This is a genomic window from Conexibacter sp. W3-3-2 (genome assembly GCF_009707605.1).
Lineage (GTDB): Bacteria > Actinomycetota > Thermoleophilia > Solirubrobacterales > Solirubrobacteraceae > Paraconexibacter > Paraconexibacter algicola.
In genome coordinates this window covers 3,723,714-3,747,446 of the sequence record NZ_WLYW01000001.1, presented here as the reverse complement: position 1 = coordinate 3,747,446, position 23,733 = coordinate 3,723,714, and the positions used below count along the sequence as shown (strand labels likewise).

General features: G+C 73.3%; 23 protein-coding genes and 1 pseudogene. 9 read left to right on the top strand and 15 right to left on the bottom strand.

The features are described from left to right. Position 1 precedes the first annotated feature (1 nt). The 8 genes from GKE82_RS18045 to sucC all read right to left on the bottom strand — a co-directional run bounded on the left by GKE82_RS18045 (position 2) and on the right by sucC (position 9,862). On the bottom strand, positions 2-1,789 hold the full coding sequence (locus tag GKE82_RS18045) for a hypothetical protein (RefSeq protein ID WP_154734245.1): 1,788 nt from the start codon (positions 1,787-1,789) through the stop codon (positions 2-4). 4 nt (positions 1,790-1,793) lie between these two features. Further along, on the bottom strand, positions 1,794-4,091 hold the full coding sequence (locus tag GKE82_RS18040) for a glycosyltransferase (protein WP_154734244.1): 2,298 nt from the start codon (positions 4,089-4,091) through the stop codon (positions 1,794-1,796). Beyond that, entirely contained in the window at positions 4,088-4,381 is a 294-nt protein-coding gene (locus GKE82_RS18035) for a hypothetical protein (protein WP_107568447.1), read from the bottom strand. Before GKE82_RS18035 ends, GKE82_RS18040 begins: the two co-directional genes overlap by 4 nt. 1 nt (position 4,382) lies before the next feature. Continuing rightward, positions 4,383-4,733 (bottom strand): hypothetical protein, encoded by a 351-nt coding sequence (locus GKE82_RS18030; RefSeq protein ID WP_107568446.1) that lies wholly within the window; start codon positions 4,731-4,733, stop codon positions 4,383-4,385. Continuing rightward, positions 4,726-5,589, bottom strand: coding sequence for a hypothetical protein (locus GKE82_RS18025; RefSeq protein WP_154734243.1), 864 nt, complete (start codon positions 5,587-5,589; stop codon positions 4,726-4,728). Before GKE82_RS18025 ends, GKE82_RS18030 begins: the two co-directional genes overlap by 8 nt. A 180-nt stretch (positions 5,590-5,769) precedes the next feature. Beyond that, positions 5,770-7,698 carry an integrin alpha gene (locus GKE82_RS18020; RefSeq protein WP_154734242.1) on the bottom strand — a complete coding sequence of 643 codons (1,929 nt, stop codon included), beginning with the start codon at positions 7,696-7,698 and terminating at the stop codon, positions 5,770-5,772. Positions 7,699-7,835: 137 nt separating this feature from the next. After that, the gene (gene sucD / locus GKE82_RS18015) at positions 7,836-8,714 is read right to left on the bottom strand and encodes a succinate--CoA ligase subunit alpha (protein ID WP_107568443.1); all 879 of its coding nucleotides are present in this window, start codon (positions 8,712-8,714) and stop codon (positions 7,836-7,838) included. Next, positions 8,714-9,862, bottom strand: a complete 1,149-nt coding sequence (sucC, locus tag GKE82_RS18010; RefSeq protein ID WP_107568442.1) for an ADP-forming succinate--CoA ligase subunit beta — start codon at positions 9,860-9,862, stop codon at positions 8,714-8,716. Before sucC ends, sucD begins: the two co-directional genes overlap by 1 nt. Before the next feature lie 106 nt (positions 9,863-9,968). On the opposite strand from sucC, the gene GKE82_RS18005 reads away from it, so the two are divergent. From GKE82_RS18005 to GKE82_RS17990, 4 genes are all read left to right on the top strand, one after another. Next, positions 9,969-10,649: an HAD-IA family hydrolase gene (locus GKE82_RS18005; protein WP_107568441.1), complete on the top strand. Its 681-nt coding sequence runs from the start codon at positions 9,969-9,971 to the stop codon at positions 10,647-10,649. 15 nt (positions 10,650-10,664) lie between these two features. Continuing rightward, positions 10,665-11,453, top strand: a complete 789-nt coding sequence (locus GKE82_RS18000; protein ID WP_107568440.1) for an MBL fold metallo-hydrolase — start codon at positions 10,665-10,667, stop codon at positions 11,451-11,453. Then, positions 11,450-11,806, top strand: a complete 357-nt coding sequence (locus tag GKE82_RS17995) for a VOC family protein (RefSeq protein ID WP_154734241.1) — start codon at positions 11,450-11,452, stop codon at positions 11,804-11,806. Before GKE82_RS18000 ends, GKE82_RS17995 begins: the two co-directional genes overlap by 4 nt. Before the next feature lie 267 nt (positions 11,807-12,073). Continuing rightward, the gene (locus GKE82_RS17990; RefSeq protein ID WP_154734240.1) at positions 12,074-12,535 is read left to right on the top strand and encodes a VOC family protein; all 462 of its coding nucleotides are present in this window, start codon (positions 12,074-12,076) and stop codon (positions 12,533-12,535) included. Here the strand turns inward: GKE82_RS17990 and GKE82_RS17985 are convergent. The 4 genes from GKE82_RS17985 to GKE82_RS17970 form a co-directional block, all read right to left on the bottom strand. Beyond that, on the bottom strand, positions 12,472-14,217 hold the full coding sequence (locus tag GKE82_RS17985; protein WP_309233689.1) for an FAD-binding dehydrogenase: 1,746 nt from the start codon (positions 14,215-14,217) through the stop codon (positions 12,472-12,474). The two genes, GKE82_RS17990 and GKE82_RS17985, sit on opposite strands and share 64 nt — an antisense overlap. A gap of 21 nt (positions 14,218-14,238) precedes the next feature. Further along, entirely contained in the window at positions 14,239-14,628 is a 390-nt protein-coding gene (locus GKE82_RS17980; RefSeq protein ID WP_196189294.1) for a response regulator, read from the bottom strand. Between the two features lie 64 nt (positions 14,629-14,692). Continuing rightward, positions 14,693-14,869 (bottom strand): hypothetical protein, encoded by a 177-nt coding sequence (locus tag GKE82_RS28945; RefSeq protein WP_154734238.1) that lies wholly within the window; start codon positions 14,867-14,869, stop codon positions 14,693-14,695. A gap of 378 nt (positions 14,870-15,247) precedes the next feature. Continuing rightward, positions 15,248-16,162: a collagen-like protein gene (locus GKE82_RS17970; protein ID WP_154734237.1), complete on the bottom strand. Its 915-nt coding sequence runs from the start codon at positions 16,160-16,162 to the stop codon at positions 15,248-15,250. 106 nt (positions 16,163-16,268) lie between these two features. Between GKE82_RS17970 and GKE82_RS17965 the strand changes: the two genes are divergently transcribed. Next, complete coding sequence (locus GKE82_RS17965) at positions 16,269-17,360, top strand: PLP-dependent aminotransferase family protein (RefSeq protein ID WP_107568433.1); 1,092 nt, start codon at positions 16,269-16,271, stop codon at positions 17,358-17,360. Positions 17,361-17,368: 8 nt separating this feature from the next. On the opposite strand, the gene GKE82_RS17960 is transcribed toward GKE82_RS17965, so the two are convergent. After that, positions 17,369-18,664 carry a CAP domain-containing protein gene (locus GKE82_RS17960; protein ID WP_154734236.1) on the bottom strand — a complete coding sequence of 432 codons (1,296 nt, stop codon included), beginning with the start codon at positions 18,662-18,664 and terminating at the stop codon, positions 17,369-17,371. A gap of 100 nt (positions 18,665-18,764) precedes the next feature. Between GKE82_RS17960 and GKE82_RS17955 the strand changes: the two genes are divergently transcribed. Then, complete coding sequence (locus tag GKE82_RS17955; RefSeq protein WP_107568432.1) at positions 18,765-19,433, top strand: peroxiredoxin; 669 nt, start codon at positions 18,765-18,767, stop codon at positions 19,431-19,433. A 2-nt stretch (positions 19,434-19,435) separates the two neighbouring features. After that, a complete protein-coding gene (locus GKE82_RS17950; RefSeq protein ID WP_154735241.1) occupies positions 19,436-20,260 on the top strand; it encodes a PhzF family phenazine biosynthesis protein in 825 nt (274 codons plus the stop codon). Positions 20,261-20,413: 153 nt separating this feature from the next. On the opposite strand, the gene GKE82_RS17945 is transcribed toward GKE82_RS17950, so the two are convergent. Beyond that, positions 20,414-21,130 carry a metal-dependent transcriptional regulator gene (locus GKE82_RS17945; protein ID WP_107568431.1) on the bottom strand — a complete coding sequence of 239 codons (717 nt, stop codon included), beginning with the start codon at positions 21,128-21,130 and terminating at the stop codon, positions 20,414-20,416. On the opposite strand from GKE82_RS17945, the pseudogene GKE82_RS31580 reads away from it, so the two are divergent. Together GKE82_RS31580 and GKE82_RS28935 are read left to right on the top strand one after the other, a co-directional pair. After that, positions 21,024-21,683 (top strand): annotated as a pseudogene (locus tag GKE82_RS31580) (SDR family oxidoreductase); the annotation flags it as partial. The gene GKE82_RS17945 and the pseudogene GKE82_RS31580 sit on opposite strands and share 107 nt — an antisense overlap. A gap of 83 nt (positions 21,684-21,766) precedes the next feature. Further along, the gene (locus tag GKE82_RS28935; protein ID WP_230316216.1) at positions 21,767-21,976 is read left to right on the top strand and encodes a hypothetical protein; all 210 of its coding nucleotides are present in this window, start codon (positions 21,767-21,769) and stop codon (positions 21,974-21,976) included. Between the two features lie 26 nt (positions 21,977-22,002). Here the strand turns inward: GKE82_RS28935 and GKE82_RS17935 are convergent, their stop codons facing one another. Then, entirely contained in the window at positions 22,003-23,628 is a 1,626-nt protein-coding gene (locus tag GKE82_RS17935; RefSeq protein WP_154734234.1) for a serine protease, read from the bottom strand. Positions 23,629-23,733 lie beyond the last annotated feature (105 nt).

The window sequence follows — 23,733 nt, the reverse complement described above, 5'->3', positions numbered from 1 at the left end:
GTCACGGGGTCGCGGTCGGGGTGGGCGTCGGGGTCGGCGTGGCGGCCGGCGTCGCGGACGGGGCGGCGGCGGCGCCTGCGGTCGCCGGCGTGCGCGCGGCCGTCCGACGCCGGGCCGGGTTGGTGCGCGCGACCCGCAGCAGCAGGTACCGCTCGGTGCGGGCGACGGCGGTCAGGCCGCGCACGAGGCCGTCGTTGGCCCGCGGGTACTTCTGCTGGACGAGATCGCCCGAGCTCGGGTTGATCGTCAGCAGCACGTAGTCGACCGTCCCCCACGGGTTGTCGAGCACCTGACGGAAGCGCGTGTCGCCCTTGTCGATGCGGTCGAAGAACAGCTGCGGGCGGCCGCTGAGGATGATCACGCCGAAGGTCTTCGCGTTGTCCGTCAGGATCGCGTTGTTGCGCGTGACGTTGCGGTTGATGTAGCCGGCCATCTGCGCCTCGGAGAGCACGCCGCCGCGGAAGCCGCCGCGCGACGCGACCCCGGTCTGGTCGTCGCCGGTCTTCACCGCGCGGACGAACGCCTGCTCCAGCGACTGGAACGGATAACTCTGCATTCCGCTCCAGGCCGTGAACAGGTTGATCACCAGCAGCGCGACGGTCGCCGCCCAGACGCCGACCCGGGCCGTCTCGAAGCTGCGGAACACCCAGGCGGCACCGACGAACGCGGCGACGTACATGGGCATCGAGTCGCGCAGCGTCAGCAGGCCCTCCTGGTCGTTGATGTAGGCGTTGCCGCCCATGATCACGATGCCCAGGACGACGAACGACGCGAGCCACAGGGCCATGTCGTTGCGCTGCGCGACGAACGTCAGCACCAGCGCGGGGACGACGACGAACGCGAGCGGGAAGACCGTGACGTTCAGCTCCAGCAGCCGTCGGGCGATCTCGTTGAACGTCAGGTCGCCGGAGGTGTCGATGCCGGTCGCGTTGACGGCCTGCGTCGAGGTCGTCGTGTTCGTGATCCAGCCGAACGGGTCGCCGACGATGAGCGTGTTGAAGAGGATCCACAGCGCCAGCACGTAGACGACCGGCGCGGCGAACGCGATCACGGAGCCCTCGACCTCGATCTTGCTCGCGCGGCGTCGCACGAGCGCGACGGCGATGAGCACGGCGAGCAGGACGGCCCAGACGATGAACGCGTACCTGGTGAGCACGAGGACCGCGATGCCGAAGCCGGCGCCGATGAGGAAGCGCGGCTCGGTCGTCGCGTACCAGGACACGAAGCAGTAGAGGCTGAACGCGAGGAAGAACGCGTAGATGACCTCGCTCATGCCGTTGCCGGCGTAGAAGACCCAGAACGGGTTGAACGCGAAGAGCGCGAGCAGCGGCAGCCGCAGGATCGCGTTCATGTCGCAGCGCGCCAGCGTGCGGTCGAGGATGACGATCGTGCCCGCGGCGAACACGGCACTCATCAGCGGCAGCGCGATCAGCGAGGTCGCCAGCGGCTTCACGAGCGCGAACGGCAGCATCGCGAACGTCGTCAGCGGCGCGAACACGAAGCCGATCGCGGCGAGCTTCGGCGGGTCGTTGTGCCAGACCAGGTACGCGCGCGTCAGGCGGTCCAGCGCGTCGAACACGATGACGTGCTGGTCGATCGTGATCTTGTAGCCGATCAGGAAGTAGACGACCGCGAGCGCGAGGAACAGCCCGAAGGACACCAGGGCGCCCGGCATCGCGACCTGCGGGCCGCGCGGAGCGTCGTCCAGGACGGTGCCGGAGCGGTGCCCGTGCGCAGCGGGGTTGGACGGCGGGGTGCCGCCGGGCGGGGGGTTCAGGACGGTGCTCATGGTCTCAGCGGGTCGGCGGCGCGGACGTCGTCACCGGCGCGGGGCTCTCGTGGCCCGCGTCGAGTCCGTGCACCGTCTTCTCCCAGTAGAAGGGCCGGTAGAACAGCTGCAGGAAGCCCTTCCACGCCGCGATCGACATGAGGCCCCAGTACAGCGGGGACAGGAGGGCGTACTTGGCGAGGTCGAAGTACCCGCGCTGGACCGAGCCGGCGACGTTCAGGTACATGAACACGAAGTTCCCGATGAACAGCATGAACGCCGCGGCGTAGAACACGAAGCTCGGGAACAGCTCCTGGATGAAGCCCGCCTCCGTGAAGAAGAACACGGTCGTCAGCGCCCAGAAGATCGGGTTCAGCAGGAAGATGAACGTGCCGCCGACGACGAGCTGGAAGCTGATGAAGCTCTTGAGCCCGATCTGGCGCAGGAGCCGCGGCGGGTTGCGCATGTGCACGAGCCACGTCTGGATGTAGCCCTTGATCCAGCGCGACCGCTGGCGGATCCAGTTGTTGAGGTCGGAGTTCGCCTCCTCCAGCGTGGTGGAGTCGATCATCGCCGTCTTGAAGCCCGCCTTGTGCAGGCGGATGCCCAGGTCGGCGTCCTCGGTGACGTTGAACGGATCCCACGCGGCGAGGTCGATCAGCCGGTCGGTGACGAAGTGGTTGGAGGTGCCGCCCAGCGGGATCGGCACGCCCTGCGCGTCGAGGCCGGGGAGCAGCAGGTCGAAGTGCATCGAGTACTCCGTCGTGAACCACCGGGTGAGGAGGTTCTGGTCGGAGTTGAAGTAGTTGAGCTTCGCCTGGATGCAGGTGACGCGCGGGTCCGCCTTGTCGAACGCGACGACGATCTTCTTCAGCTGGTCCGGGTCGGGCCGGTCCTCGGCGTCGAAGATGACGACGTACTTGCCGTCGGCCTGCAGCAGCCCGTAGTTGCACGCCTTCGGCTTCGTCTTCGGCTGCGCGTCGGGGACGACGACGAGCTTGAAGTGCGGCGGCAGGTTCATGGCGCGGATGGCCGGGACGGTCTCGTCGTCGTCCTCCTCGCAGAGCAGCCGCACGTCGAGCTTCGTCTTCGGGTAGTCGAGGCCGCCGATACCGTCGACCAGGCGCGGGAGGACCGCGGCCTCGCGGTAGAGCGGGACGAGGATCGTGTAGACCGGCAGGTCGCGCTCGTCGATCGCGTCGAGCTCCTCCTGCGTCACGTCGATCTCGTAGGTGTGCCCGAGCGCGTTGTACGTCAGGACGAACTTGTAGAGCGAGGTCGCCAGGTAGAAGATCGACGCGAGGCCGATCAGCGTGATGATCGTGACCTTCGGGAAGATCACGGCGAGCACGACGATCACGACGGCCAGCGCGATGAAGAAGACCTTCTGCGCGGAGCTGAGGACGCGGTTGGCGCACTCCTCCGGGAACCGCTCGAGCAGCTCGGACTTCGCGACCGAGACGTACTCGCCGCCGTTGACGCGCTGCAGCAGCTCGTCGATCGAGTTGCGGGAGGCGAGGAAGCCGCGCAGCTCCAGGTGGGTGTGCTCGCGCAGCGCCGAGACGGTGTCGTCGTCGAGGACGTCGGCGACCGCGAGGTACAGGGTCGTGTCGTCGACCGCGATCGGCACGCAGCGCAGGTGGCGCGCGAGCGGCTCGGGGATGAGCGCGAGCGCGGCCGGGTCCGGGTCGTACTCGGACAGGTCGACGAGCGGCAGCTGGAACTGCTCGGCGAGGATCGCGACGAGCTCCGGCTCGGTGATGATGCCGCTGTGGACGAGCACCTCGCCGAGGCGGCTGCCGGTGCGGGCCTGCTCGGCCAGGGCGCCCGCGATCTGCTCGTCCGTCGCGATGCCGCGCGCCACCAGCAGGTCGCCCAGGCGGGTCGGGAACGCGGGGTCGGTGACGCGCGTGTCCGCGTCCGCCTCGGTCGAGCCCTCCCAGGAACCGGCGGCGCCGCCCTCGGGCCCCATGCCCGCGGGCCACTGCACGAACGTCTCGTCGATCGCGCGCTGCAGCTCCTCCTCGGGGGCGACGACGAACGCGACGTCGCGACCGGTGAGCGACTGCGCGACGTCACGGGCGACGTCGTCGGCCGGCGTGGAGGTCGCGATCGTGACGGTGCCGCCCGCGTAGCTGATCGGGAGGATCGTGAAGTGCCGGCAGATCTGCTCGGAGAGCATCCGTGCGGCGAGCGGGTTGACCGCCCGGTGCTCGGGCGTGCCCGCGTCGGCCGGGTCGAGCACGACGAACTCGAGACCCGCGTGGGTCGCGAGCTGCCGGTAGAAGCGGCGGCTGGGTTCGGTTGCGGACGGAGGGTTCATGCGTCTTGCGGTCCTTGAACGCGGGCGAGCGCGGCGTCGATCTCTGCGGCGGGGGCGATCACGACGCCGATCCGGAGGTTGGGGAAGTGGGTGCGAAGCGCGGAGAGGTCGGGATCGGCGTGCGCCGCGGCGACCTTGAGCTCGTCCGCGACGAGCGTGAGCGGGACGACGCGCTCCTTGAGCGCGAGCTGCAGCGGGACGTAGCGCCACAGCCGGGCGTCGACGTCGAAGCCGCGCAGGCCCGTGTACGGCAGGTTCGCCGCGAGCGCGATGCCGAGAGCGTCGTCCACGTCAAGACCCGGCCCCGGGGCGTGTCGTCAGGCGCTCGGCGGCGCGGCCGGCCTCGCGGTCCTGACCCTCCATCGTGGAGCGGCGCGAGGACGCCTCGCGGTCGAGGCGCTCCTGGTTGAGGCGCGCCTCCTCCACGGCCGGGTCCGTGGGCGTGCCCGGGGTGGGCGGCGGCCCGCTGCCGGCGCGCTTGGACCGGTCGGAGGCGGCGAAGAGGATGTAGAAGAGCGCGAGGATCGCCAGCGGGGCGACGAGGAACGCGAGGAAGAAGACCGCGAACAGCAGCAGCGCGGCGATCACGACGGCGATGAGCGCGAGCGGGCGGTACTTCTCCTCCTGCTGCTGGTCAGGCACCGGTGATCTCCTCGACGTCGACCTGGATGCGCGCGGCGCCCGGGACGGGCTCGCGGACGGTGACCGGGAGCGGCGAGACCTCGCGCAGTCGCGTGGCGAGCGCGATCGGTCCGGCCAGCTGCAGGTCGATGAGAGCGCGGTTGCCCTCGAAGCCCTTCACGTAGACGTCCTGCGCGCCCGGGAGGCGGCCGAGCGCCTGCTCGAAGCTGCTGAGCGTCGCGATGTCCGCGAACGGCCCGGCGTCGAGCGTCAGCTGGCCCTGGACCGTCGGATCGGCCGCGACGGCGTCACCGGGCGGCGGGGAGAACGACGGCGGCGGGACCGAGGCGGGCGGCGCCGGCGCCGGGATGTGGGCGACCGGGTCGGCGGGCTCCGGGACGACCGGTGCGAGCGGCGGCGGGGCCGACGGGACGGCCGGCTCCGGCGTCGGCAGCGGCACGACGGTCGACACCGGCGGCGTGGGCGGCGCCGGCGGGACGACCGGCGTGGTCGGTACGGGCGCGCTGGGCGACCAGCCGCCACCGATCGGCGGCAGGTCGCTCGGCGTCGTCAGGATCGGTGCCGGGGTCGGCGCCGGGCGCTGCGCCAGCAGCAGGCGGTACTCGTCGATCAGCGCGCGCGTCGAGGACTCGAGCGAGTCGCGGAACCGCTCGAGCTCGGCGAGCTGCGCGCGCAGGTCGTCCAACGAGCCGTTCGGGACCGACGGGGCGACCGCGGGCGGCGGGGTGACCGCGGCCGGCGTCGGGGGCGGCGGGACCACGGGCTCGCCGGCCGCGGCCAGCTCGCTCTCGAGATCCTCGAGCTTGCGCTCGAGCTCGCTCAGGGTGGAGGTGATGTCGCGTTCAGCGCCCGGCATGGGAGGTCCTGTCGTGGTGATCCGTCCGGTAGGTGATCGGCAGCCGGAGGCCGCGCGAACAGGGGCGGACAGTAGCAGTCGACCCCGGATGTTCCGGCGAGATGTCGTAGGCGAAAACGCTGCAAATGACGGGGAACCTCACCATCGCTGCAGTCGCTGGGATCCGGGTTGCGCGCGCCATCAGCGGAACCTCAGCACGAGCTCGCGGGATTTCCGCCCGCAGTAGCGGGCCGGATCGGGCTGACCGCTGACCACGACGGTGTAGCCGCCGCCACGCAGCCGCTCGCGCAGGCGCAGGTCGAGCTGACGGCGCCCGGCGAGCCGCGGGACGCTCGTGCTGCCGATCCGGCGGCCGCCGAAGGTGTAGACCGCCGCGTAGACGTCGCGGATCGGACCGGCCGTCGCCTCGACCGGGATCGACAGGAAGCCCTCGTAGTCGCGCGCGCGACCACCCGGGCGGCGCAGCACCCGCAGCGGCAGGCGGGTCGCGTAGCGACGCGAGGCGGTCTTGCGCACGCCGCGGCGCAGCGCGTAGGCGGCACCGGCGAACGGCCGCGGCGCGTTCACCGAGTACGAGCCCGCGATCACGACCGGCCCCGGCCCGGCGAACCCGGTGGCGTTGCCGACCGACCAGCCCAGCCGGTCCCCGGGACGAGCGCCGTCGACGCGGTACCCGCGCGCGGGCTGCAGCCGGGAGAGGTAGACGGGCGCGCGGCCGAACTTGCCGTACACGACGTAGGCCGAGCCCGAGCCGCCGCGACAGTTGTTGTCCGCGTCGTAGGCGCCGACGACCACGTCGGCCAGCCCGTCGGCGTTCGCGTCCCCCGCGCCCGCCACCGCGGCGCCCGCCGCGTCGCCCGCCGCCGCACCCAGGATCGAGAACCCCGCCGTCCCGAGCGCGCGGGCGTCGAGGCGCAGCCGGGCGGTCTGCCCGTAGACGACGGTCGCCCGGCCGGCGCTGCGGCGCGTGCCGACGGCGGCCCCCGGACTGCCCAGGATCGCGTCGGCGCGGCGGTCCCCGTTCATGTCGCCGAGCCCCGCGACCGCCTGGCCGAGGCGGGCGCCGGTCGACGCGCCGTCGACGCGATAGCCGAGCGACGGGGTGAGCAGGCTGAGGCTGAGGACCGACCGCTCGTCGCGTCCGAAGACGACGTAGGCGCTGCCGCTGTCGACCCGGTCGTTGCGGTCGGCGGTCGGCGCCCCGAGCAGGAGGTCCCCGGTGCCGTCGCCGTTCACGTCCCCGGCGTCGGCGACGCTCGCCCCGACCCGCTCGGAGGTGACCGAGCCGTCGAGCTGGCGGACGTCGCCCGGGGCGGCGGCGAGGTCCACGGGGACGCCGCGCCGGGCGCGCTGGCCCGTGACGAGGTAGGCGGAGCCGGTGCGCGTGTTCGCGGTCGTGGCGCCGGGCACGCGGCTGTCCGCGTCGGGCGCGCCGAGCAGCACGTCGGGCACCGCGTCGCCGGTGGCGTCCGCGGTCAGCGCGGCGCTGCGGCCGGTGTGGTCCTGCGGCGAGCGACCGCCGATCACGTCGTAGGCGTCCAGCGGGGCGTTCGCGAGGTCGACCGCGCCGTTGCGCGGCCCCCCGTAGACGACGTAGGCGACGCCGGCCTCGCGACGACCGAGGAACGTGGCGTTCGGCGCGCCGACGACGATGTCGCCGAAGCCGTCCCCGTCGAGATCCCGTCCGCCCGCCACCGCGGTGCCGAACCGCTCGCCGGCGGCGATGCCGTCGATCCGGAACCCACCGCCGCGCGTCTCGAGGAAGTGGAGGTCGACGCCGTCGAACGGGCGCCGCCCGTAGACGACGTAGACCGAGCCGCTGTCGCGCCGGCGGTTGTAGTCGGCGTACGGGGCGCCGAGCACGAGGTCGCCGACCCCGTCGCCGTTGACGTCACCGGCGGGGGCGACGGTGTACGCGGCGCTGTCGCCGCGGTCTCCGACGAGGCGCAGCGCGTCGCCGTCGGGGCGCGCGAGATCGACGCCCACCGGGACGGCGACGGCGTCCGCGGGCGCGCCGAGTCCTGCGGCGAGCGCGACGGGAACGGCGAGATGGCGTGTCCTGCCCCAGGGCACGGACGGAAGACTGCCCGGAGCGACGGCCGCCTTCATCGTCCGATCGGACGATCGTCCGGTCGGACACCCGTGGCCGACCGGACGACGGCGCCCGGACCGGCTGCGCGGCCACCGGCACGACGAACGCCCCGGTGGACCGGGGCGTTCGGGACGGCTCGGAGGGCGCGCAACGGCTACGCGCCGAGGATCTCCATCGCGATCTTCGCGACCTGCGTCGGGGTCCGGCCGACCTGGACGCCGACGGCCTCCAGCGCCTCGGCCTTCGCAGCGGCGGTGCCGGCCGAGCCGGACACGATCGCGCCCGCGTGGCCCATCTGCTTGCCGGCCGGGGCGGTGAACCCCGCGATGTAGCCGACGACGGGCTTGGAGACGTTCGCCTTGATGTACTCGGCGGCCTCCTCCTCGGCGGAGCCGCCGATCTCGCCGGACATGACGATCAGCTCGGTCTGGTCGTCCTGCTCGAACAGCTCGATGATGTCGATGAACGACGAGCCCGGGACCGGGTCGCCGCCGATGCCGACGATCGAGGAGTTGCCGAAGCCGGCCTGGGCCAGCTCGTTGCCGATCTGGTAGGTCAGCGTGCCCGAGCGCGACACGACGCCGACGTTGCCCTCCTTGAAGAACGACGCCGGGATGATGCCGACGTTCGCCTTCCCCGGGGACAGCAAGCCGGGGCAGTTCGGGCCGATCAGCCGCGTGCCCGGGTGCTTGGCCTTGACCGTGTTGTAGAGCTTGAGCTCGTCGTGCGCCGGGATGCCCTCGGTGATGATCACCACGAGCTCGACGCCGGCCTCGGCGGCCTCCAGCGCGGACGCGGCCGCGAACGGCGGCGGCACGAAGATCATCGCCGTGTTGGCGCCGGTCTCGGCGACCGTGTCGGCCCAGTTCGCGAAGACCGGGATGCCCTCGACGTTCTCGCCGGCCTTCTTCGGGTTGATGCCGCCGACGACGTTCGTGCCGTACGCGCGGTTGTTCAGCGTGTGGAACGAGCCCTCACGGCCGGTGATGCCGGCGACGGCGAGCTTCGTGTCGTTGTCGATCAGGATGGACATCAGGCGTTCCCCTTCGCGGCGGCGACGACCTGCTCGGCCGCCCCGTCCATCGTCGTCGCGGCCTGCACGTTGGGCAGTGCGGCCTCCTCCAGGATCTTGCGGCCCGCGACGTCGTTCGTGCCGTCCAGGCGCACGACGAACGGCACGGTCGGCTTCAGCGCCTCGAACGCGCCGACGAGGCCCTTGGCGACCTCGTCGCAGCGGGTGATGCCGCCGAAGATGTTCAGCAGGACCGCCTTGACGTTCTCGTTGGCGAGGATCAGCTCGATCGCCTTCTGGACCGTCTCGGCGTCCGATCCGCCACCGGCGTCGAGGAAGTTCGCGGGCTTGCCGCCGTACTGCGCGACGACGTCCAGCGTCGACATGACCAGCCCGGCGCCGTTGCCCATGATCCCGATGTCGCCATCGAGCTTGACGTAGGTGACGCCCTGCTCCTTGGCCTTCAGCTCGATCGGGTCGGCGTTGGCCGAGTCGCCGAGGTCGGCGTTCTCCGGGTGACGGAACAGCGCGTTGCCGTCGAGCGTGACCTTCGCGTCGAGCGCCTTGACCTTGCGGTCCGGCGTGATGATCAGCGGGTTGATCTCGGTGAGGCTCGCGTCCTCCTCGATCCAGACCTCGTAGAGCGCGACGAGCGCGTCGGCGACGCCGTCGATGACGTCCTCGGCGGCCCCGCCCTTGGTGGCGATGTCGAGCGCCTGCTCCTTCGTCAGCCCGACGAGCGGGTCGACGTTCTGCTTGATGAGCTTCTCGGGCGTCTCCTCGGCGACCTGCTCGATGTCGACGCCGCCCTCGACGCTGAACATGACGAGCGGCTTCTTCGCCGAGCGGTCGAGCAGGATCGACGCGTAGTACTCGGTGTCGATGTCCGAGGCGTACTCGATCCACAGGGTCCGCACGATGTGGCCCTTGATGTCGAGGCCGAGGATGTTGGTCGCGTGCTCACGCGCCTCCTCCTCGTTGGCGGCGAGCTTGACGCCGCCGGCCTTGCCGCGTCCGCCGATGAGCACCTGCGCCTTGACGACGACCGGGTACCCGATCTCGTTCGCGGCGGCGACGGCGTCGTCGACGGTGGTGACAGCCTTGCCGTCGGACACCGCGAGCCCGTGCCGACCGAAGAGCTGCTTGCCCTGATATTCGAGGAGGTCCATAGCGCGGGCGATGCTATAGGCCGCGGTTGCCCGGCGCGGTGCGCCGCCGCGGGCGACCCCACCCGGACGGCGGGACGGCCCGGCGAAATGGCACAATGCCCCGCCTATGGCACTCCCAGCGAAGATCCAGTGGGTCACCTTCGACGTCTACGGCACGCTGATCGACTGGGAGAAGGGGATCTACGACGCCTTCCGCAAGGAGGCGGCGCGCGACGGGTTCACGATCGACGACCCGAGCGAGATCATCCCGCTGTTCCACGAGATCTCCCGCGAGGTCGAGGGCGGCTCCTACGAGCTGTACGCCGAGGTCCTGCGCCGCACCGCGGTCGAGATCGCCAAGCGGATCGGCTGGCCGCTGGAGCCGTCGCGCTCCGGCTTCCTCCCGGACTCCGTCCAGCGCTGGGCGGCGTTCAAGGAGACGAACACCCAGCTGAACAAGTTCCGCAAGAAGTTCGAGACCGGCCTGATCTCCAACGTCGACGACAAGCTCCTCGGCCAGACCCGGCGCCACATCCCGGGCGACTTCGACCTCGTCGTCACCGCCCAGCAGGTCCGCTCCTACAAGCCCGACCCGGCGCACTTCACCGAGTTCGCGCGGCGCATCGGCGGCAAGAAGGGGTGGGTGCACATCGGCTGCAGCCACTACCACGACATCGAGCCGTGCCTGAAGGCGAAGGTCCCGGTCATCTGGGTCAACCGCAACAAGGAGGTCCTCGAGTCGGGGCAGAAGAAGCCCACGGCCGAGGTCAAGACCCTCCTCGAGGCGGCCAAGCTCCTCGGCGCCTAGGCGCGCCGCGGAACCGTGCGCGTCGTCGCGCTGCACGCGGACGTCCTCGTCGCCACCTCGGCGGCGTGGCAGACCACGTGCACGATCGTCCGGTCCGGCGACGAGGCGTTCGTCGTCGACTCCCCCGTCTTCCCGACCGAGCTCGAGCTGCTCCCGACGCTCGTGCAGCAGGCCGGGTTCCCGCTCAGCGGCCTGCTCGCCACGCACGCCGACTGGGACCACCTGCTCGCGCGGCTCGCGTTCCCCGACGCGCCCCTCGGCGTCGCGGAGACGACCGCGGCGCGCCTGCGGGCCGAGCCCGGGGATGCGGCGCGGCGCCTGCGCGCCTTCGACGACGAGCACTACGTGGAGCGCGCCGGCACCCTGCGCCTGGGGGACGTGCAGGCGCTCCCCGTCCCCGGGCACCTCGACATCGGCGAGCAGGCGCTCGAGCTGCACCCGACCGGCGGGCACACCGCCGACGGCATGGCGGTGTGGATCCCGTGGGCGCGCGTGCTCGTCTGCGGCGACCACGTGTCCCCCTGCGAGATCCCGATGCTCTCGCCCGGCGGCTCGGTGTCGGAGTACCGGGCGACCCTGCGACGGCTCGCGCCGCTGGCCGAGCAGGCCGACCACGTCGTGCCCGGGCACGGGGCCGTCCTCGACGCGCAGCGCGCGCTCGCGATCCTGCGCGAGGACGACGCGTACCTGGCGGCGCTGGAGCGCGACCCCGCGGGCAGCGCCTCGGCCCTGCCGATCGCGCGGCGCTCCCCCGAGCAGAAGAAGATCCACGAGCGCAACGTCGCGCTCGTCACCGGCGCGTGATCCACCACGTCGGCCTCGAGGTCCCGACGGCGTCGACCGACGCCGAGGTCGCGTTCTGGGCGCTGCTGAGCTTCCGCGAGGTCACGCCGCCGGACCCGTCGCTGGCCGAGCGGTCGCGGTGGGTGCAGTCCCGCGACGGCTCCCAGATCCACCTGCTCACCGTCGCGGCGCCCGTCGTCCCGGTGACCGGGCACGTCGCCGTCGTCGCGGCCGCCTACGACGACACCGTCGCCGCCCTGCGCGCCGCCGGCCACGAGGCCGCGCCGCGGCGCGAGTACTGGGACGCCCCCCGCACCCAGGTGCGCTCCCCGGCGGGCCACCTCGTCGAGCTGACCGCGCGGCCGCCCGGGTAGGGCGGCCGCCCGGCGGGTGGCGGGGCCGCGGCGCGGCGGGCGGGCGCGTGCCGACCCTGCAGGCGGAGGCGGGGCGGCGCCGGGGCCAGGCGCGTGGTCCCCCTGGCGGTGGGTGAACGGACATTTCCAGCCCTCCTGGGGGCGGGAGATGGACAGGCAGCGCCGTGCGGCGCGCGCGCTGACGGGGCGGGCACCGCGCGACCCTGATCGCGCGGCGTTCAGGACCACGCCCGGACTGTCCATCTCCCGCCCCTCTAGGGTCTGGAAATGTCCGTTCACACGCATCAGGGTGGCGATGAGGCGCAGGGTGGCGGCGGCGCGCAGGGCCCTGGGCCGCTCGGGGTGCACGAGGTGGCGCTGTACACGCGGGACCTGCCGGCCGCGGTCGCCTTCTACCGCGACGTGATCGGGCTGCGGGTCGTCGTCGCGCCCAACGACACCTACGCGGCGCTGCGCGTCGGCGCCAGCGGGTCGGTCCTGCTGCTGTTCGACCCCGACCGCACGACGGCGGCCGGCCGGTTCGTGCCGCCGCACGGCGCCGAAGGGGACGGGCACGTCGCGTTCACCGTGGACGAGGACGGCCTCGCCGCCGCGCGACGGCGGTTCGCCGCCGCGGGCATCGAGGTCGAGGCCGAGATCACCTGGCCGCTCGGCGGCCGGTCCGTCTACGTGCGCGATCCGGCGGGCACGTCGGTCGAGCTCGTCGTCGGCGCCATCTGGCCGGACTGACGCCGGCCGCTGCCCAGCGCCTGCGCCAGCGCGCGGCCCGCGACCCGACCGCTGAACAGGCAGCCACCGAGGAAGGTGCCCTCCAGCGCCCGGTAGCCGTGCATGCCGCCACCGCCGAAGCCGGCCACCTCGCCCGCCGCGTACAGGCCCGGCAGCGGCTCGCCGTCCGGGCGCAGGACGCGCGCGTCGAGGTCGGTCTCCAGGCCGCCCAGCGACTTGCGCGTGAGGATCGACAGACGCACCGCGACCAGCGGACCCGCCTCCGGGTCGAGGATGCGGTGCGGTGCCGCGACGCGCGTGATCTTGTCGGCGAAGTACTGGCGCGCCCCGTGGATCGCCGTGACCTGACCGTCCTTCGCGTACGCGTTGGTGATCTCGCGGTCGCGCGCGACGATCTGGCGCTCGAGCTCGTCGTGGTCGAGCAGGTCCTCGCCGGTCAGCGCGTTCATCCGCGCGACGAGCGTCCGCAGGTCGCGCTCGACGATGAAGTCCTCGCCCTTGTCCATGAACGCCTGCACCGGGGACGGCGGGCCGCTCGCCAGCCGCTCCTTGAACACGGCGCGCAGGCTCTTGGACGTCGTGTCCGGGTTCTGCTCGGAGCCCGACAGCGCGAACTCCTTCTCGATGATCTTCTGCGTCAGGACGAACCACGTGTAGTCGTGGCCCGTGCGCATGATGTGGTCGAGCGTGCCGAGCGTGTCGAAGCCCGGGTACAGCGGCCCGGGGAGCCGGCGGCCGGTCGCGTCGAACCACATCGAGGACGGGCCCGGGATGATCCGGATCGCGTGGCGCGGCCAGATCGGATCCCAGTTGTGGATGCCCTCGACGTAGTGCCACATGCGGTCGCCGTTGATCTCGCTGGCGCCCGCCTCACGCGCGACGCCGAGCATCAGGCCGTCGACGTGCGCCGGGACGCCGCTGAGCATCCGCTCCGGTGCCTGCCCCAGGCGCGCGGGCCAGTTGCGGCGCACGAGCTCGTGGTTGCCGCCGATGCCGCCGGTGGTGACGACGACCGCGTCCGCCTCGAGCGCGAAGTCGCCGACGACGTCCCGGGAGCTCTCCTCCCCGCGACCCACGGACGACGGCGCGAGCACCTCGCCCGTGACCCCGGTCACGGCGCCGTCGGTGACGGTCAGGCCGGTGACGCGGTGACGGAAGCGCAGCTGCACGAGCCCGCGCGCGACCGCCTCGCGGACCCGCCGCTCGAACGGCGCGACGACGCCCGGGCCGGTTCCCCAGGTGATGTGGAAGCGCGGGACCGAGTTGCCGTGGCCGTCGGCGTGGTAGCCGCCGCGCTCGGGCCAGCCGGGGTTCGGCAGCCAGCGCATGCCCTGCTGGTGCAGCCACGAGCGCTTCTCGCCCGCGGCGAAGTGCACGTACGCCTCCGCCCACGCGCGCGGCCAGCGGTCCTCCTCGCGGTCGAAGCCGGCGGTGCCCATCCAGTCCTGGAGCGCGAGCTCGACGGAGTCCTTGACGCGGCAGCGGCGCTGCTCGGGGCTGTCGACGAACATCAGGCCGCCGAGCGACCAGAAGGCCTGACCGCCGAAGGAGGCCTCGGGCTCCTGGTCGACGAGGATGACGCGGCGGCCCGCGTCGGCGAGCTCGGCGGTGGCGACGAGGCCGGCGAGGCCGGAGCCGACGACGACGACGTCGGCCTTCGTGGAGGGCGAGGAGGAGGTCACGCCCTAAATATACGCAAACGTTCAGCTGACAGGGCAGGGCGCGATCGCGGCGACGGCCGCCGCGAGCCCACCGTCGAGCTCGCGGCCCTTGGGCAGGAAGCCGGCGGCGCCACGGGCCACCGCCTCATCGGCGATCCCGGGATCGGTCCGCCCGCTGAGCACGAGCACCGGCGCATCCACCCCGCCGTCCCGCAGCCGCGCGACCGCGTCGAGGCCGCCGCCGTCCGGCAGGCTCAGGTCCAGCAGCACGCACCCGGGCTCCCACGGCCCGGCGGCGAGGGCCGCGGCGAGCGTCGTGGCGGTGCGGGTCTGCACCACTCCGGGGCGCGCCTCCTCGAGCAGCAGCCCGGCGAGACGCCCGTAGGCGGGATCGTCGTCGACGATCAGGACACGGAGGGCGACGTCGGTCATCCCGGCCACCATCGACCGATTTCCGGGACGACCGTGCCGGACATCCGTCCGCCGCGATGGCGGATCAGCTACCGGCGGCGAGGATCTGCGCGGCGACGTGGCAGCTGTTGTTGGCGCCGTCGTTGACCACGTACGCCGAGGAGAGCGTGAAGGTCGCCGGCGCCGGACCCGCGCCGCCGTCCCCCGCGACCGGCTGCAGGCTGATCGTCCCGGTGAGCATGCCGTTGGGCGGCAGCGTCACCCGGATCGGGTCCGCGGGCCCGGTCGACAGCAGCTGCTGGTGGCTGCCGGTCGTGCCCTCGAAGCGCTGCAGGCCCAGCGCCGTGCGCTGGTCGCCCCGGGCGGGCGTGAGCTGCAGGACCTGCTCGGCGTCGGTGCAGACGACGTCGACCCGGCCGACCGAGGGCAGCGTCGCCGACGCGCTCTCCCGGCCCGCGAAGCGGTTCTGCGTCCAGTTGACGGTCAGCGACCGCGCGACCTCGACCGCCGCCGGGCCCTGCGGCCCCTGCGCGCCCGGCGCGCCCTGCGGGCCGACGAGCCCGGTGGCGCCGCGCGGACCGGTCCGGCCGCGCAGGCCCCGGGGACCGCGCGGGCCGCGCGGGCCGCGCCGCGAGCTCGTCTACTTCTTCGTCGCGGCGGCGGACGCGGTCGGCCGCTCCGAGCCCGACGAGGACGACGACGAGGACGAGCCCCCCGTGACCGCGCCCGAGACCGCGCCGACGGCGAGCACGCCGAGGACGGCGCTGAGGACGGTGGCGAGCAGGAGCGTGCGGCGGGACGTCATGGTCACCTCTCGGTGGTGAAGGAGCCGGCGACGTAGCAGCGGTCGCCGAACTGGTCGCCGAAGCGCCAGTGGAAGGTCAGGTGGAAGGCGGTCGGTGCCGGGCCCGGACCCCCGGGCCGGAGCGGTCGCCGTGGCTGGCGATGACCCCCGGTAGGCGCCGTCGCCCCGGAGCGCGTCGGCGGTGAGGTTGAAGCCCTCGTTGACCTCCTCGCCCGTGAACTGGGTGAGGAGGCCACGCTTGACGTCGAAGACGCTCTGGCCGTCGGAGCGGTCGAAGACCTTCGCGGCCCACAGGGCGACGTCGTTGCGCTGGTCGTAGCGGCGGAAGGTGATCATCTGCGCGTCGCGCGAGCAGATCACCTGGCCCTGCCCGATGCCCGGCGCCGTGAAGGTCGCGCGGTCGCGGCCGGTGGACTGGCCGTTCTGCCAGTTGATCGAGATCGGCTGCAGCACGATCGCCTCGCGCCCCGCGGGACCCTGCGCGCCGCCGACACCGGTCTCCCCGGTCGCCCCGCGCGCGCCCTGCGGGCCGCGCCGGCCCGTCAAGCCGCGCAGGCCCCGTGGGCCCTTCGGCCCACGCCCCGCGGCGGGCTTCTTCGCCGCCGCGGCCGTCGCGGTCGGCGTGGTGTCCGGCCCCGATCCGGGCAGGTCCGCGTCGAGCGCGAGCGCCGCGCCGGCGGCGAGCGCGAAGCTCGCGCCGCAGGCGGCGCCGAGGGTCAGCAGGCGATGGGGGACGGTCGGGCGGGGCACGCGTGGGCTCGAACACCACTGTCGGCACAACGGTGCGGTGAGTCAAGCACGAACCCGGCGGCGTGCCGATGGGCGCTCGGAAAGCCCCATCCGTAGAGTGCGAGACATGGCTGACACGATCTCCTTCGCCCGCGGCGCCCCGTCCCTCGACATCGTCGACATCGAGGGCCTGAAGGCCGCGGCCGCCCAGGCGTTCACCGAGGACCCGGCGGGCACCACCGGCTACGGCACGTCGATCGGCTACGTGCCGCTGCGCGCGTGGATCGCCGAGCGTCACGGCGTGGCGCCCGAGAACGTGCTCGTCACGAACGGCTCGATGCAGGCCGACGCGTTCCTGTTCGACGAGCTCGTCGAGTCCGGCAAGCCGGTGATCGTCGAGAAGCCGACCTACGACCGCACGCTGCTGTCGCTGAAGGGGCGCGGCGCGGAGGTCCACATGGTCTCCCTGCAGCCCGACGGCATCGACACCGACGAGCTCGCGCAGCTGCTCGAGTCCGGGGTCCGCCCGACGCTCGCGCACATCATCCCGAACTTCCAGAACCCCGCCGGCTACACGCTGTCGCTGGCGAAGCGGCAGGCGCTCCTGGCGCTGGCCAAGCAGTACGGCTTCACGATCTTCGAGGACGACCCGTACGTGGCGATCCGCTTCCGCGGCGAGTCGCTGGAGACGATGCTCGACCTCGACGGCGGCGCCGACACGCAGAACGTCGTCTACGCCTCCTCGTTCTCCAAGACGGTGTGCCCGGGCATCCGCGTCGGCTACCTCGTCGGGCCCAAGGACGTCATCGCCGCGATCGCCAAGCGGGCGACGAACACGTACATCTCGCCGAACCAGGTCGCGCAGTCGATCGTCCACAAGTTTTGCGTGAGCGGCGGGCTCGACCGCTCGATCGCCACCGTCAAGGCGGCGCTCGAGGAGCGCGTCGACCTGCTGACGGCCGCGCTCGCGCGCGAGCTGCCGGAGGCGGAGTTCGTCGCGCCGGACGGCGGCTACTTCATGTGGGTGTCGCTGCCGGAGGGCACCGACGTCGACCGGCTGTTCGACGCGGCCAACGAGCGCGGCGTCGCGTTCGTGAAGGGCACGGACTTCCTGCTCGAGGGCGGACAGAACACGCTGCGGCTCGCCTACTCGGGCGTGACGGCCGATCAGATCGACGAGGGCATCAAGCGCCTCGCCGACGCCTACCGCTCGCTGTAGCCCCGGGGCTACCGCCGGACCCGCACGGTGGCGCTCGTCGCGACCACCGTGCGGCCCGCCGCGTCACGGCCGGTGATCCGCACGCTGATCCGCCGGCCGCGGTCGCGGCGCGTCACCCGGTAGGAGGAGCGCGTCGCGCCCCGGATCGTCGCGCCGTCGCGACGCCAGCGGTACGTGGTGCGGGTCGCGCCACGCAGCCCGGTCCGGGCCCGCAGGAGCGCGCCGACGCGGGTCGTCCCGCGGCTGGCGCCCGTGATCGCGGGGCGACGGGTGAAGCTCACCGAGGTGGTGGTCCCACCGCCGGAGCCGGAGCCGCCACCCGTGCCGGTGCCACCGCCCGAGCCCGTGCCGCCGCCCCCGCCGCCCGTGCCGCCGCCCGTGCCCTGGGCCCGGAACGCCGACACGCGCCAGCTGATCGGGGTGGGCGCGCCGTCGACGGTGGCGCCGCCCACGGTGACCTCGAGGACGTGGTCGCCCGTCCGCGCGGTCGGCGGGACGGCGACCTGCCAGGAGAGCGTGCGCCCGCTGCCGTAGCCCGGTCCCATGTCGCGGATGCCGCTGACGGTGAGCGGCGCGCCGTCGAGCGTCACGGTCACGGTGGCGGCGGACAGGTCGACGGTCTGGCCGTCGCCGCCGACGGCGACCGTCCAGTCGGCGAACACCCACTCCCAGGGCGTCCACCCCGCGGGCGGCCAGGCGACGAGCGTGCCGGGCGCGACCGGGGCGCTGGGGCCGAACACCCAGAGGGCGTTCGTCGGCGGGCCGCTGCCGTCGCGCGCACCGGTGGACCCGGTGCCGAAGGTCGTGGCGGCCGGGTTGAGCACCCAGCGGCGGTGCCCGAGCGAGGCGACGCCCTCGTCGTCGACGTAGCCGACCATCGCGGCCGGCCCGGCGAGGCCGAGGAAGAGGTTGCTGGAGGCGGCGCCCTCGCGGCCCTCGGCCGAGGAGCAGGGCCAGGCCGGGCCCGGGTCGTGGCTGAGGTCGGACGCGGCGCGCATCATCAGCGCGGCGGCGAGCGCCTTGCGGTTGTACTCGTCGGAGAGCGTGACCGGCGGGACGCCGGCGAACGAGCGCAGCGTGTTGATCGTGCGGAGCGTCGCCGCGCGCGAGGCGTCGCTCTCGTTCCCGGGGTCGCAGCCGCCGACGGCCCCGGTCCAGCCCGCGGGGACGGCGGCGTCGACCTGGGCGGCCTGCCAGGCCGCCAGCGCGCTCGCGCGGTCGGCCGGCGCGGCGGTCGCGGCGGTGGGCGCGGCGAGGAGCAGGGCGGCGCCGAGCAGGGCCGGCGGGAGGAGGCGACGCGGCATGGTCGCGCGACGCTAGCAGCGGCGCGCCAGGCCGACGACCCCACCCCGTTATGATCGAAAACCCGATCGGCATTCCCCCTTTGATGAAGGAGATCCCCGCATGCCCACGCTGACCATCGGCGACACCGCCCCCGACTTCCAGGCCGACACCACCGACGGCCCGATCAGCTTCTACGACTGGGCCGGCGACGGCTGGACGGTCCTGTTCTCGCACCCGCGCGCGTTCACGCCGGTGTGCACGACCGAGCTCGGCTACATGGCCTCGATCAAGGGCGAGTTCGACAAGCGCGGCGTGAAGATCCTCGCGATCTCGACCGACCCGGTCGAGGGCTCCTCCGAGTGGAGCAAGGACATCGAGGAGACCCAGGGCAGCGCGGTCAACTACCCGATCATCGCCGACGTCGACCACGCCGTCGCGAAGGCCTACGGCATGCTCCCCGCGGACGTCGACGGCGACCCGACCGCCCGCACCCCCGCCCAGAACGCGACGCTGCGCAACGTCTTCGTCGTCGGGCCGGACCGCAAGATCAAGCTCGTCCTCATCTACCCGATGACCACGGGCCGCAACTTCGACGAGGTCCTGCGCGTCGTCGACTCGCTGCTGCTGACCGCCAACCACCAGGTCGCGACGCCCGCCCAGTGGCAGCCCGGCCAGGACGTGATCATCGCCGGCTCGGTGAGCAACGATGCCGCGAAGGAGAAGTACCCGGAGGGCTGGGACGAGCCCAAGCCGTACATCCGCATCGTCAAGGACCCGACCGCGGCCTGACGCTGCGCCGGCCGTTCGCCCAGGTCGACGTCTTCGGCACCGCGCCGGGGACGGGCAACCCGGTCGCCGTCGTCCTCGACGCGACCGGGCTGTCGACCGCGGAGATGCAGGCGTTCGCCCGCTGGACGAACCTCTCCGAGACGACGTTCGTGCTGCCGCCCACCCCGGGCTCGGGCGCCGACTACGCGGTGCGGATCTTCACGCCCGGCGGCGAGCTGCCGTTCGCGGGACACCCGACGCTCGGCACCTGCCACGCGTGGCTCGACGGCCGGCCGGCGGAGCGCGTGGTGCAGGAGTGCGCCGCGGGCCCGGTGCAGCTGCGCCGCACGGCGGGCGGGCTGCTCGCGTTCGCGGCACCGCCGCTGGTCCGCGACGGCCCCGTCGACGCGGAGGATCTCGCGCACGTGCTCGAGGCCTGCGGCCTGTCGGCCGACCGGGTGGTCGCCGCCCGCTGGGTCGACAACGGGCCGGGCTGGCTGGGCGTGCTGCTGCGCAGCGCCGAGGACGTCCTCGCGGTCCGGCGCCCGCACGCGCTGGCGCTGAAGCTCGGGCTGGCCGCGGTGACCGCGCCGGGGGCGGGGCACGAGCTCGAGGTCCGCGCGTTCTTCCCCGAGGACGGGACGGTCGCGGAGGACCCGGTGACCGGGTCGCTGAACGCGTCGCTCGGGCAGTGGCTGCTCGGTGACGGCCTGCTCGCCGAGCCGTACGTCGCCCGTCAGGGCACCGCGATCGGCCGCGACGGCCGCGTCCACGTGTCCGCCGCCGACGGCGACGTCTGGGTCGCGGGCGCGACGACCACGGTCGTCACCGGGCACGTCGCGCTCTGAGCCGCCGCGGACACCCGCGGTCGCGCAGCCGGTGCCGGCGACCGCCGTACGTCTCCCTCCACCAGGCGCGGGCTTCGCACGGCGGTCGCGGGCGCACGGCCCGGGGTCGGACCTCCGGCGCGGACCGTCAGGGGCGCCCGGACGCCCCGGAGGTCACATGCCCCACTTGTCCTTGGCGAGGACGAGCTGGTCAGGCAGCGCGGTGCGCGAGGGCGGGCTGGGGTCGGCGGTGACGCTGATCGTCTCGGCGACGGAGGGGGTGACCGAGCAGCGGCGGCCGTCGGCGGCGAGGACGACGACGGCGTCCTCGTCCTTGCTGTCGAGGGTGCCGGTGAGGCCGGGTTCCAGGCCGGACTCCTTGAGGTAGTGCAGGAGGTCCTCGGCCTCGTTCTCGAAGCGGATGATCTCGACGCTGGCGCCGAGCTCGACGTCGGCGAGCGGGACGGCCTCGCCGCGCTGCCCGACCTCGATCGGGTGGCCGTGCGGGCAGGTGGTGGCGTCGCCGATCGCGCGGCGCATGTACGCCTCGAACCGGGGGCTCATGGCGTGCTCGAGCCGCTCGGCCTCCTCGTGCACGTCGTCCCAGGGGACGCCGACGACGTCGGTGAGGTAGCGCTCGATGAGCCGGTGGCGGCTGACGATGCCCTCGGCGTGCTCCTGGCCGGTGGAGGTGAAGGCGATGACCTTGTCGGGGCCGCGCTCGATGTAGCCGTCACGCTCGAGGCGGCCGATCATCTCGTGGACGGTCGGGGCGGAGAGCTGCATGGCGCGGGCGACGTTGGCGCCCGTCATCGGCAGGCCCACCTCGTGGAGCCAGAACAGGGTCTGGAGGTACTCCTCCTCGGCGACGGTGGCGTGCGGAGCGCTCATGGCCTCGATCGTAGCGTCCGATCGACCGGTGTCCGGGTACGCTCGCGCGATGGAGATCGGACCGGGCACACGAGCGTTCGTCACGGGCGCCTCACGCGGGATCGGGCGCGCGCTGGCGCAGGAGCTGGCGGCGCGCGGCGCGGTCGTCGGGCTCGCGGCCCGCAACGAGCAGGAGCTGGCGGAGCTCGCCGCGTCGCTGCCCGGGTCCCATCACGTGTTCGCGTGCGACGTCTCCGACGACGAGGCGGTCCGGGCGGCGATCGACGGGTTCGTCGCGCAGGCCGGGGGCCTGGACCTGCTGGTCGCCAACGCGGGGATCACGCACTACGGGCCGTTCCGCGACCAGCCGCTGGAGCACGCCCGGCGGATGACGGACATCAACTGGTACGGGACGCTGTACACGGTCCACCACGGGCTGCCGCACCTGCTGGACGCGGCGCACGGGCACATCGTCGTGGTGTCGTCCGGGGCGGCGCTGCGGTCGTTCCCGTGGGCGGCGGTGTACGGCGCGACGAAGGCGGCGCAGCGGATGTTCGCCGAGGCGCTGCGGCACGAGCTCAGCGGCACGGGCGTGTCGCTGACGACGGTGTTCCCGGGGAGATCGCGACGTCGCTGCACGACCACGAGAAGGCGACGATGCCGGACTGGTACCGGGGCGGCCCGGACGCGGCGCCGGCGCCGGACCTCGCGCGGAAGATCGTCGAGGCGGTGGAGCAGGACCGTCGCGGGCTGGCGTTCCCGTCGATCGTGCGGCTGCTCGGGGTGCTGCACAACCTGTCGCCGCGGGCCAGCGACGCGTTCCTGCGCGTGCTGCGCGGCGGGACGGCGGCCCCCCGCCGCGACTGACGCGTCGCGACGGGGGTGGGCCGGGCTCAGCAGACGGTGAACGTCACCGTCCGCGGGGAGGCCAGGTTGCCCGCGGCGTCACGGGCGTGCAGGCGGACCGCGTAGCGGCCGCGCGGGAGCGGCCGGCCGTTCACGCGCCCGGAGACGGTGAGCGTGTTGCGCCCGGCGGCGAGCGACCGGGTCTGCAGCGCGACCCGCTTGAGGTCGCTGGCCTTCGTGCGGGCGAAGCCGCAGCGGCTCTTCGGGCCGACCGCGTTGGCGAGCCGGGTGATGGTCAGCTGCACGCGGGCCGCCTCGCTGAGGCGGAACGACAGCCGGCCGCCGCGACGGGTGACCGCGCTGGCGGTCGCGAACGGCGACGAGCCGGTCGTGGTGGGCCGGAAGATCGACGTCATCGTCAGCGACGTGATCTGCGGCGCGACCCGGTCGGGACCGGGCGTGCTCGGCGGCTGCGGGGTCGGGGTCGGGGTGGGCGCCGGGGCCTGCGGACGGGCGGCGATGGTGACCGCGGTCGTCTGCACGGTCCGGGTGCCCGCCGCGTTGGTGCCCGCGACCTCGCAGATCACCTGGGTGCCCGCGTCGGCGTCGACCGGGACGTACGTGGGCGCGCCGCCCGGCCCGCTGAGGGTCCCGCCGCCGACCCGCGCGAAGCGGTAGGTGAACGTCGGGGCGCTCGTCCAGGTGCCCGGGTTGCAGGTCAGCGTCTCGCCGACCCGCGGGGTGCCGGTGAGCGTCGGCCGCGCGATGTTGCGGATCGCCGGGCCCGCGTCGGCCTTGAGGAACGCGCGCTGGGCGGCGACCTCGGCGTACACGCCGGGGGCGCGGGCGTCACCGCAGCCGCCACCGAAGCTGACGATGCCGATGAGGATCGGCACGTTGTCGGACAGCGTGACGAGCGGGCCGCCCGAGTCGCCCTGGCAGGCGTCGCGGCCGCCGTTGACGCGGTCACCGGCGCAGACCTCCTCGGTGAAGTCGAGGCCGGCGGAGGAGTAGATCGACGAGCACGTGGCGTCGTCGACGATGTCCACCCCGACCTGCTTGAGGTCGGTCGGGCGGTCCGACGGCGGGTCGCCCTGGAAGTCGGCCGGGTAGGGGATGGTGCTGCCCCAGCCGGAGACGAACGCCGACTGCCCGTTGGTGCGGTAGAGGACCTGCTCCTCGGGCGTGGCGAGCTGGATCGGCTGCGCGCGGTCGCTGAACTGGATCGGCCGGGCGAGCGTCAGGACGGTGTAGTCGTGCGCGTAGTTGCCGCCGTCGACGAAGCGCTGGTCGCGCTGGATCGAGGCGACGGGGATGCGCGTGCCCTCGTCCGGGACGGTGAGGCCGTTGCCCAGGCGCGTGGCGCCGACGAGGACCTCGAGGTCCTCCGGCTGGGCCTCGTAGCCCTCCGAGGGGAACATGCAGTGCGCCGCGGTGACGATGTGCGTCGCGTCGACGATCGAGCCGCCGCAGATGAAGCGGCCGCGGATGCTGCTGTCGCGGAACGGGAAGTTCGCGTCGGTGAGCAGGAGCCCGACCTGCCAGGGCGCCTGCGTGATCTGGATCGGTCCGCCGCCGATGATGCGCTGTGGCTGCTGCTCCGCTGCGGTTGCGGACGTCGCCGTGACCCCCAGGAGGACCGCGGCCGCGATCCCCAACCATGACTTCCTCATGCCGTCTCCTGTACTGCGGTCGGTGGTGGTCCCCCGAACGCGGCCGGTCCTGCCCGGCGCGGGCACGCTCTAGTCCAACAACCTGGTGCGACGACCTGAACGTGG